This window comes from Corynebacterium sp. DNF00584 (genome assembly GCF_001552965.1).
In the GTDB taxonomy this organism is placed as follows: domain Bacteria; phylum Actinomycetota; class Actinomycetes; order Mycobacteriales; family Mycobacteriaceae; genus Corynebacterium; species Corynebacterium phoceense.
In genome coordinates this window covers 19,984-28,728 of the sequence record NZ_KQ959759.1, presented here as the reverse complement: position 1 = coordinate 28,728, position 8,745 = coordinate 19,984, and the positions used below count along the sequence as shown (strand labels likewise).

Annotated in this window: 12 protein-coding genes; 8 read left to right on the top strand and 4 right to left on the bottom strand. The window is 63.1% G+C overall.

The annotated features are described in order from the left end of the window. Window positions 1–45 precede the first annotated feature (45 nt). The 3 genes from HMPREF0307_RS13180 (at window position 46) to HMPREF0307_RS08350 (ending at window position 1,638) form a co-directional block, all read left to right on the top strand. The gene (locus tag HMPREF0307_RS13180; RefSeq protein WP_066491358.1) at window positions 46–285 is read left to right on the top strand and encodes a hypothetical protein; all 240 of its coding nucleotides are present in this window, start codon (window positions 46–48) and stop codon (window positions 283–285) included. Window positions 286–436: 151 nt separating this feature from the next. Next, window positions 437–733, top strand: coding sequence for a peptidase associated/transthyretin-like domain-containing protein (locus HMPREF0307_RS13175; protein ID WP_066491354.1), 297 nt, complete (start codon window positions 437–439; stop codon window positions 731–733). A 92-nt stretch (window positions 734–825) separates the two neighbouring features. Further along, window positions 826–1,638, top strand: coding sequence for a Bax inhibitor-1/YccA family protein (locus HMPREF0307_RS08350; RefSeq protein WP_066491425.1), 813 nt, complete (start codon window positions 826–828; stop codon window positions 1,636–1,638). A gap of 507 nt (window positions 1,639–2,145) precedes the next feature. Here the strand turns inward: HMPREF0307_RS08350 and HMPREF0307_RS08345 are convergent. The 3 genes from HMPREF0307_RS08345 to HMPREF0307_RS08335 all read right to left on the bottom strand — a co-directional run bounded on the left by HMPREF0307_RS08345 (window position 2,146) and on the right by HMPREF0307_RS08335 (window position 3,641). Further along, window positions 2,146–2,433, bottom strand: a complete 288-nt coding sequence (locus HMPREF0307_RS08345; protein WP_066491347.1) for a hypothetical protein — start codon at window positions 2,431–2,433, stop codon at window positions 2,146–2,148. 29 nt (window positions 2,434–2,462) lie between these two features. Next, a complete protein-coding gene (greA, locus tag HMPREF0307_RS08340) occupies window positions 2,463–2,984 on the bottom strand; it encodes a transcription elongation factor GreA (RefSeq protein WP_066491344.1) in 522 nt (173 codons plus the stop codon). Window positions 2,985–3,158: 174 nt separating this feature from the next. Continuing rightward, window positions 3,159–3,641, bottom strand: coding sequence for a DUF4307 domain-containing protein (locus HMPREF0307_RS08335; protein WP_066491338.1), 483 nt, complete (start codon window positions 3,639–3,641; stop codon window positions 3,159–3,161). 100 nt (window positions 3,642–3,741) lie between these two features. On the opposite strand from HMPREF0307_RS08335, the gene mca reads away from it, so the two are divergent. The 5 genes from mca to HMPREF0307_RS08310 all read left to right on the top strand — a co-directional run bounded on the left by mca (window position 3,742) and on the right by HMPREF0307_RS08310 (window position 7,642). After that, window positions 3,742–4,629: a mycothiol conjugate amidase Mca gene (gene mca / locus HMPREF0307_RS08330; protein ID WP_066491334.1), complete on the top strand. Its 888-nt coding sequence runs from the start codon at window positions 3,742–3,744 to the stop codon at window positions 4,627–4,629. A 3-nt stretch (window positions 4,630–4,632) separates the two neighbouring features. Next, window positions 4,633–4,950 (top strand): hypothetical protein, encoded by a 318-nt coding sequence (locus HMPREF0307_RS08325; RefSeq protein ID WP_066491326.1) that lies wholly within the window; start codon window positions 4,633–4,635, stop codon window positions 4,948–4,950. 316 nt (window positions 4,951–5,266) lie between these two features. Next, window positions 5,267–6,346 (top strand): 3-deoxy-7-phosphoheptulonate synthase, encoded by a 1,080-nt coding sequence (locus tag HMPREF0307_RS08320; protein ID WP_066491323.1) that lies wholly within the window; start codon window positions 5,267–5,269, stop codon window positions 6,344–6,346. Between the two features lie 10 nt (window positions 6,347–6,356). Continuing rightward, a complete protein-coding gene (locus HMPREF0307_RS08315) occupies window positions 6,357–7,145 on the top strand; it encodes an isoprenyl transferase (protein ID WP_181734624.1) in 789 nt (262 codons plus the stop codon). Beyond that, complete coding sequence (locus HMPREF0307_RS08310) at window positions 7,142–7,642, top strand: flavodoxin domain-containing protein (RefSeq protein WP_066491320.1); 501 nt, start codon at window positions 7,142–7,144, stop codon at window positions 7,640–7,642. The genes HMPREF0307_RS08315 and HMPREF0307_RS08310 overlap by 4 nt, the downstream gene beginning before the upstream one ends. Here HMPREF0307_RS08310 and coaA read toward each other — a convergent pair. Next, window positions 7,639–8,565 (bottom strand): type I pantothenate kinase, encoded by a 927-nt coding sequence (coaA, locus tag HMPREF0307_RS08305; RefSeq protein WP_066491416.1) that lies wholly within the window; start codon window positions 8,563–8,565, stop codon window positions 7,639–7,641. The genes HMPREF0307_RS08310 and coaA overlap by 4 nt on opposite strands. Window positions 8,566–8,745: the final 180 nt, after the last annotated feature.

Below are 8,745 nucleotides of genomic sequence, written 5' to 3'. Positions count from 1 at the left end.
GGGGGGGGGGGGGGGGGGGGGGGGGGGGGGGGGGCATCGGAAAGCGTGGAGCTTAATACGGAGACGGCTGGGCCGTACCCAGGCGACGGCTCGAACGGTCCGGACGTGCTGGAGGAATCCGGCATTGAACGCCGCGACCTCACGTCTTCGATCGAGGGCGGCGGGAGTATCACGGGCACGCCCATGACGCTCACGATGAACCTCATCGACATCTCCAATAACAATGCGCCGCTCACTGGCACTGCAGTCCGCCGGGCGAGTACTCAATGTATTCGAACGGCGTGACAGGCGAGCCGTGGCTGCGTGGCGTGCAGGTCACCTTCGACTCGCTCGTGCCGGGCTGTTACACGGGGCGCTGGCCGCACATTCACTTTGAGGTTTTCCCTCCATCGATGACATTAAGGATGCGACGAATAACGTGTTGAACTTGTAAATCGTGGTGCCGGAAGACGTGGCGCGTGCTGTCTATGAACAGAGTGAGTACAACGGCTCGACGCGCAACCTCGACAGAATCACGCTGGAGACAGACAACGTGTTCTCCGATGGCTGGGACGCGCAGACGCCGACGGTGACGGGGTCTGTGGCCGACGGGTACGCGGTGAGCATCGACGTTCCCGTCGATCCCACCACGAAGGCCCAGGTCGCGGCGGTGCCCATGCCGGGCCAGGGCGGACCTGGGGGCGAGCCGCCGGAGGGCAGCCCGGGCTCGGCGCAGGCGAATGAGTCCGCGTAAGAAACCCCGACGCGCGGGCGGGAACTTCCGCGCGACTTCATGCGTTAAATAGAGGAGAAGAACAAAAACTCTGTGAAAGGACAGTGACTTCCGTGCGCTCTAGCAACCCGGTCATGAACTCTCTGACCAGCTCCAGCCAGGACAGCTACTCTGCAAACCCCTACGCTGGCAGCTCTTTTGACGGCAACCACTACGCACAGCAGGGCTCTGCTGAGCGTCCCATGACCGTTGATGACGTGGTGACGAAGACCGGCATTACCCTCGCCGTCATCATCGTCGGCGCCATTGTCAACTTCGGCATCGCGATCTTTGTGAGCCCGGGTCTGGCCTCGCTGCTCACGCTCGTGGGTGCGCTGGGTGGCTTTGTGACGGTCCTCGTGGCCACGTTCGGTAAGAAGTGGGGCTCTGCGGCCACCACGCTTATCTACGCCGTCTTTGAGGGCCTGTTCGTGGGCGGGTTCTCCTTCATGTTCACCAACGTGACGGTCGGCGGCGCGTCCGCTGCCTCGCTCATCGGCCAGGCGGTGCTCGGTACCGTGGGCGTGTTCATTGGCATGCTCTTCGTCTACAAGACGGGAGCGGTGCGCGTGACGCCGAAGTTCAACAAGATCATGCTGGGCGCGCTCGTGGGTGTGGCTGTGCTGGCGCTGGGCAACCTGTTGCTCGCGCTGTTTACCGGCTTCAGCCCGCTGCGTGACGGCGGCCCGTTGGCGATTATCTTCTCGCTCGTGTGCATCGTCCTCGGCGCGCTGTCCTTCCTCACGGACTTCGACCAAGCAGACCGTCTCATCCGCGCGCAGGCTCCGGCTCGCAACGCCTGGGGCGTGGCGCTGGGGCTCGCCGTGACGCTGGTCTGGCTCTACACGGAGATTCTCCGTCTGCTGAGCTACTTCCAGAATCGCTAAAAGCTTCTAAAACACAGTGCCCGCGGTGACTAGGTCACCGCGGGCACTGTCGTATTTCGTGGGTTTTGAACAGGCCCTACAGCAGCTTCATGGGTAGTACCTGTATGTTGGCTTAATTGCACTTTGGTTATTTGGGGTAGGCGGGGGTAGCCGCTTCAGGCGTTGTGGCGCGCGCGTCTACACGGTTGGCATTGTGGCTTCCAACGCATATCCTGCGGACTTTAATTGCTCTTTACTTTTGCGTTTAAAAGTCTTTATCCGGTTCGGTATTTCTTAATTCTGAGAATTAAGCCGTGAGGGGGAATTCGCCAAATATATTGGGCACAATTGTCCGTGGGGGACACGCTCAGGGCGGTGGTACCTGCGGGGGAGGTGCCACCGCCCGGCGCGGCGGGGGCACTGCTACTCGGGGGTGGTGCCACTGCCGCGTGGCCGTCCTGAGGGGAGGGCGGGCACGCGAAAGCCCGGCCGCACTACGGTGCGGCCGGGCTTTGAGCGTTAGCGTGCTTACTGAGCCGGCTGCTGAATGGTAGCGGCAGTGGCAGCGGCGCCCTCGACGCCTTCCTCAGCGGTGGCAGCAGAGCCCTCGACCGGGGTGGCCTCGCCCGCAATGGTGGCGGCCGGGGTTGTGACCGTGGTTGCGGTGTTGTCTGCAGACTTCTCTGCGGTGACGTTCGGTGCCTGGGTCACGGCGTTGGTGACCTTGACCTCAGAGTCCTTCTCGTGAGCCGGGTGGCATGCAGCAAGAGAGACAGCGGCGGCCACGAGAGCCACAGAAGCAGTGAATTTCTTCATGATGAACAATCCTTGGGTGATGAGAGAAATTAAGCCCCGCGCGGGGTAGCGGCCTTGGCAGAGTCGTACGGAGCGGCGGACTCGATGGTCACCGAGATGGTCTTGCCATTGGGGGCGGTGTATTCACGGGTCTCGCCCTCGTGCGCGCCGAGGATGGCGGCGCCCAACGGGGACTGCTCGGAGTAGGTCTCCAGGTCCTGGTTGTCCGAGGCGGCAGCGCGGGTACCGATGAGGAAGGTTTCCTTATCTTCTTCGTCACCGTTGTAGTAGACGTGGACAACGGTGCCGACGTTGGCGACGCCTTCCTCGATACCGGAACGCTCGGTGGTGGAGTTCGCGAGGACCTCGGAGATCTGCTTGATGCGGGCCTCTTCCTGGTCCTGCATCTCACGCGCGGCGTCGTAGCCGGCGTTCTCTTTGAGGTCGCCTTCCTCGCGGCGCTCGTTGATTTCCGCAGCAACGACCGGACGGTGGTCGATAAGAGCCTGCAGCTCCTCTTCGAGCTTGGCCTTGGTTTCCGGAGTGATGTATTGCTTCTGGTGCTCAGCCATGCGGCGACCTTCCCTTAAAGATGGATTGTGAGGTGTGCTGGTGCAACCAGCATAAGGGCCCAGCCGCAACGAGCGGCCAGACCATGTGTGACTCAAAATTTTAGCACAGCGATATGCCCACGTCGGCCATGGTGTGGTTAGCGGTTTGGAGAAAGTGCGTGCGCGGGGCGCGGTCTAGGACTCGACGTTGTACTGTGGGTTCTCTGTGTCGAGGTACGGCGGGACAAGGCTGGAGCAACCGTAGACGCCGCCAGCGACGGCGCGGGCGTTGGTGGGCACGTCGACGGAGACACGGATCGACTCCTTGCCGTCGGGAGCAAGGGCGATTTCGCGGCGGCCGACCTCGACCTTCTCGTAGTCGTAGGCGACGAGAATGCAGTAGGCGGCTTCCTCAGGACGCGAGCGCGTGATGTCAGCCCACACGCGCGTGGTGTCATCGCTGATGATCTGCTGGGTGACCATGGAGATTTCAGCGTTCGTCTGCTCGCGCGACTGGAAGTAACGGAAGCCGTAGAAGATCGTGGCAATGATGACGGCGACGAAGACCAGCGCGATGGCTTTACTCGTGATGTTGAAGGAGTCTTCGCGGGATTCATGGTTGGTACGTTCCGCGTAGCGGGCGGAACGGCGCGACTGGCCGCCATCAGATGTGCTCATGGAGACCTAGTTTAGCCGGTGTTCGCGTGTGCCAGAAAGTGGCTTAAACTGTGTAGGGTTACAAGCTTGAAGCGATGAGAAACGATAGTAGGGATTACCGATGAGCGGATTGCGCCTCATGGCCATTCACGCGCACCCGGATGATGAGTCGTCCAAGGGTGCAGCGACGACCGCAAAGTATGCTGCAGAGGGCAACGACGTCCTTGTTCTTACCTGCACCGGCGGCGAGCGCGGCGACATTATCAATCCGGCGATGGACAAGCCGGGCATTGTGGAAAACATGGCTGAAGTGCGCCACGAAGAAATGGCACGCGCCGCCGCGGCCTTGGGCGTGCAGCACCAGTGGCTGGGCTACGTCGACTCCGGCTTGCCGGAGGGCACCCCGGAAGAAATTGAGAACCTGCTGCCCGAGGGCTGCTTTGCCAAGCTCGGCGATGACAACGCGGCGCAGGCGATGGTCAAGGCCATTCGTGACTTTCGCCCGCACGTCATCGTCACCTATGACGAAAACGGCGGCTACCCGCACCCGGACCACCTCATGGTTCACCGCGCGTCCATGATCGCGTGGGAGAAAGCCGGCGACGCGGACTACCACCCGGAGCTGGGCCAGCCGTGGGAGCCGCTCAAGCTCTACTACACGCACGGCTTCGTCTTCCAGCGCATGAAGCTCTTCCACGACGAGCTGCTGGCAGCGGGCAAGCCGAGTCCGTACGCGCCGATGATGGCCCGCTGGGACACGACGTTCGGCGACATCATGTCCCGTGTCACCACGCAGGTCGAGTGTGGTGATTACTTCGAGCAGCGCGAGGCGGCGCTGCGCGCCCACGCGACGCAGATCGATCCGGCCGGCGCGTTCCTTATTACGCCGGCAGCGGACCAGCGCCGCCTGTGGCCCACGGAGGAATTCGAACTCGCGCGCACCCGCGTAGCGACGGATCTTCCGGAGACCGATCTATTTGCGGGCATCCAAGAAAAAGAGGAAGCTTAAGCCATGACCATTGTTAGTACTCTCGCCGCTGCTACGTCCTCCATGCAGCCGACGCTGTACGTGCTCGCGCAGTCGACCGCGTCAGATGGCCCGATGGGCCCTGAGTTTGGCAAGGCCTCGCCCATTGGCCTGCTCGTCCTCGCGCTCATGGGTGTCGCCGTGCTGACCGCTGGCTGGTTCTTCCATCGCCGCTACTCGCGGTTCCGCCGCCGCCAGCTCTTCGCGCAAGATCACGGCATTGATCCTTTCGATCAGGAGGCTCTCGATGCCGCGATGAAGGACGCCGGCATTTACGACAACAGCAAGAAGTTCATCTTCTAGTCTCGTGCCTACACACCCGCGGGATGGCCTCGTGCCGCTCGCGGGTTTCTCATGTCGCGGGTGCGGTGTCCCGTCTCATGGGGGATAGGCTCACCCCCGTATGCTACGGTAAGCGGTATGTTCGTTCACCGATTTTATTTTGGCAAGGCTCCGGGTATGACCCGCGCGCTTGCCACGTTGTCGGCATAGCGCACACCTTTTAAGCCCGGAGCCTTGAAGCAGCCCTCACGATGAGGAGCTGCTTTTTGTTTGCCGCTCCGAGGCTTGGAAGCTTGCGGGGCGGCGGCTCATCCCGAACCACAGAAAGTTTCCCGCGATGTCCGCACCCGTCTCCCTGTCCCACCCGGCCTCGACGTCCAACCGCCGTGTCCGCGCCTTCCATGAGCTGCCCACGCCGGCCGAGCTCCAAGCAGAACATCCGCTCACCCCGGAGCAAATGGCCGCCGTCGAGCGTGACCGCCAGGAGATCGCGGAGGTCTTCGACGGCGAAGATGACCGCCTCGTCGTGGTCGTTGGTCCCTGCTCTATCCATGACCCGGTAGCGGCGATGGACTACGCCAACCGTCTGGCGCCGCTCGCCCGCGCGCTGTCGGACGACCTCAAGGTGGTCATGCGCGTGTACTTCGAAAAACCGCGCACGACGGTGGGCTGGAAGGGCCTGATCAACGACCCGCACCTAGACCAGAGCTTCGACATTCCGGGTGGCCTGCGCCTGGCCCGCAAGATCCTCACTGACGTTGTCAACCTGGGGCTGCCCGCCGCATGCGAGTTCCTGGAGCCGAACTCCCCGCAGTACTACGCGGACGCCGTCGCCTGGGGCGCCATCGGCGCGCGTACGACGGAGTCCCAAGTTCACCGCCAGCTCGCCTCCGGCATGTCCATGCCCATTGGCTTCAAGAACGGCACAGACGGCAACGTCCAGGTCGCCATCGACGCGGTGGGCGCCGCCAGCAAGCCGCACTTCTTCTTCGGTACCTCGGATGACGGCGCCCCGTCCGTCGTGGAGACGGACGGCAACCGCCACTGCCACATCATCCTGCGCGGCGGGACGAGCGGACCGAACTTTGAGGCGGCATCGGTAAGCGCCGCGGTGGAGACGCTGGGGGAGGATGCGCGGCTGATGATTGATGCCTCGCACGCGAACTCCGGCAAGGATCACGTGCGCCAGGCTGAGGTCGCGCGCGACATCGCGGCGCAGGTCGCGGCCGGCAACGAGCACATCGCGGGCATTATGCTCGAGTCCTTCCTCGTGGACGGCGCGCAGAAGCTGGGCGATGACCCGAGCGAGCTCACCTACGGCCAGTCGATCACGGATAAGTGCATGGACTTCGACGTCACTGTGGATTTGCTGGCAGAACTGGCCTCGGCGGTCCGCGCGCGGCGTGCGGGGCGCTAGACTAGACACCGTGAAATTTGAGCCACGACTGCCCGCGCTGCCGAAGGTCCTCTACCCGTTGTACGAGGCCCGGCTTCTGCGTGATCTCAAGGGCGTTCCGCAGCCCAAGCACGTGGCGATTATGGCGGACGGCAACCGTCGCTGGGCGCGCGAGGCTGGCTTCGACGATGTGAGCCACGGCCACCGCGTGGGTGCTGCGAAGATCGGCGAGATGATCGGCTGGTGCGCCGACACCGAGGTCGAGGTCGTCACCATTTATCTGCTCTCCACGGAGAACCTCAAGCGCTCTGCGGAGGAAGTAGACCTGCTCTTCGACATTATTTCCGATGTCATCGAACACCTCTCCAGCATGGAGCTAGACTGCCAGGTCCGCCTCGTCGGCCACCTCGATCTGCTGCCCGAGGTGGTGTCCTCGCGTATGCAGGCGGCGGCGGGGCCGACGAAGGACAACCAGGGCATCATCGTCAACGTCGCCGTGGGCTACGGCGGACGCCAGGAGATCGTGGACGCCGTCCAGAACCTCATCCGCGCCGAGGCTGCCGCTGGCACCTCCGTGACGGAGATGGCCTCGCGCATTACTGCGGAGTCCATCACGTCGCACCTGTACACGAAGGGGCTGCCGGACCCGGACCTCGTGATCCGTACCTCTGGCGAACAACGCCTGTCCGGCTTCCTCCTGTGGCAGTCCGCGTATTCAGAAATCTGGTTCACGGATACGTACTGGCCGGCGTTCCGCAAGATCGACTTCCTGCGCGCGCTGCGCGACTATTCCCATCGTTCCCGGCGGTTTGGCAAGTGACGACGGTCTTTTACACCAGCGTCTACGGCGCGACCCGCGAGTATGCGATGGAGCTGGGGCGGCTTCTCGATGCCTCCGTGGTGGACTTCGCCGACGCCTCGCTTGCCCCGTCCGACGGACCCGTGATCGTGGCTTCTTACGTCCACGGACCTAGCATCCCGGCCGCGTCCTTTATCAAGGACCACGACTTTGGCACGCGTCCCGTCGCCGCGGTGGCCGTGGGCATGACGCTGCTCGAAGCCGCGCGCGAGAAGGACCAGCTCGCCGGCATGGTCCCAGACGTTGCGTGTTTTTACCTGCCTGGGCGCATGAACTACTCGGAGCTGTCCGCCGCGCACCGCACGGTGATGATGGGCGTTATCTCCGCGCTCAAGCTCAAGCCGCGCAAGTCGGACAATGAGCATGCGATGAGCGACGCCTACGACCAAGACGTCGATCGCGTGGACTTTGCAGAGCTGGCGCCCATCGTGGAGTGGGCTCGCGCGCACGGCGCTTAAAGTTTGCGCATGCGTACGCGCTCGACGTGGTGATTCTCGCCCTTGCGCAGCACCAGTGAGGCGCGCACGCGCGTGGGCAAAATATTCTCCACCAAGTTGGGCAGGTTGATGGACTGCCAGATTTCACGCGCCTGCGTATACGCGCGTGTGTCATCCAAGTCGGCATAGTGGGAGAAGTGCGCGCCGGGCTGGCGGAAGGCGGTCTGGCGCAGCTTGAGGAAGCGCTCGATGTACCACTTCTCGACAATCGAGGTGCGGGCGTCGACGTAGACGGAGAAATCCACGAGGTCAGAGACCATGAGCGTGGGGCCAGTCTGAAGGACGTTGAGGCCCTCCAGGATGAGGATGTCGGGCTGCGCGATGATCTGCTTCTCACCCGGCACGATGTCGTAATTGATGTGGGAGTAGACGGGGGCTTCGACCTTCGGGCGGCCGGACTTTACCTCGGTGACAAAACGCATGAGCGCGCGGCGGTCATAGGACTCGGGGAAGCCCTTGCGGCTCATGAGCCCGCGTTCCTTCAGCGTGGCAGTGGGGTAGAGGAATCCATCCGTGGTGACGAGGTCGACTTTGGGGTGGGACTCCCAACGCTGCAGCAGTACCTGCAGTAGACGCGCCGTGGTGGACTTGCCCACAGCCACGGAGCCGGCGACGGCGATGACGAACGGGACGTGATTAGGTGGGTTGCCCAGGAAGTGGTCCGTGGCCGTCGTGAGCTTCTGGCGGGCGGAGACCTGCATGTGGATAAGGCGGGAGAGCGGCAGGTAGATGTCTGCGACTTCGTGAAGGTCAATGTTTTCGCCGATGCCGGAGAGCTCCTCGACCTCGGTGGCCGTGAGCACTTGCGGCATGGAGTTGCGCAGTGCCCGCCACGCTTCGCGGTCGAAGTCGAGGTACGGGCTGGGATCGGTAAAGCGCGCCATGGCGTCCATTGTCGCACCTGTCCGGCGTGGAGCGGCGAATGACCCCGGGTTGGGCTCAAACGATTTCCGCGAGGTTCGGGTGTTTCCCGGCTGTGAGCTGCTCTATGATGATAGGCAGCGTGCCCGGGTCAAGCCCCCGCGCCGCCCTGCAGGACTTTCAGACACGATACGTAAGGGACG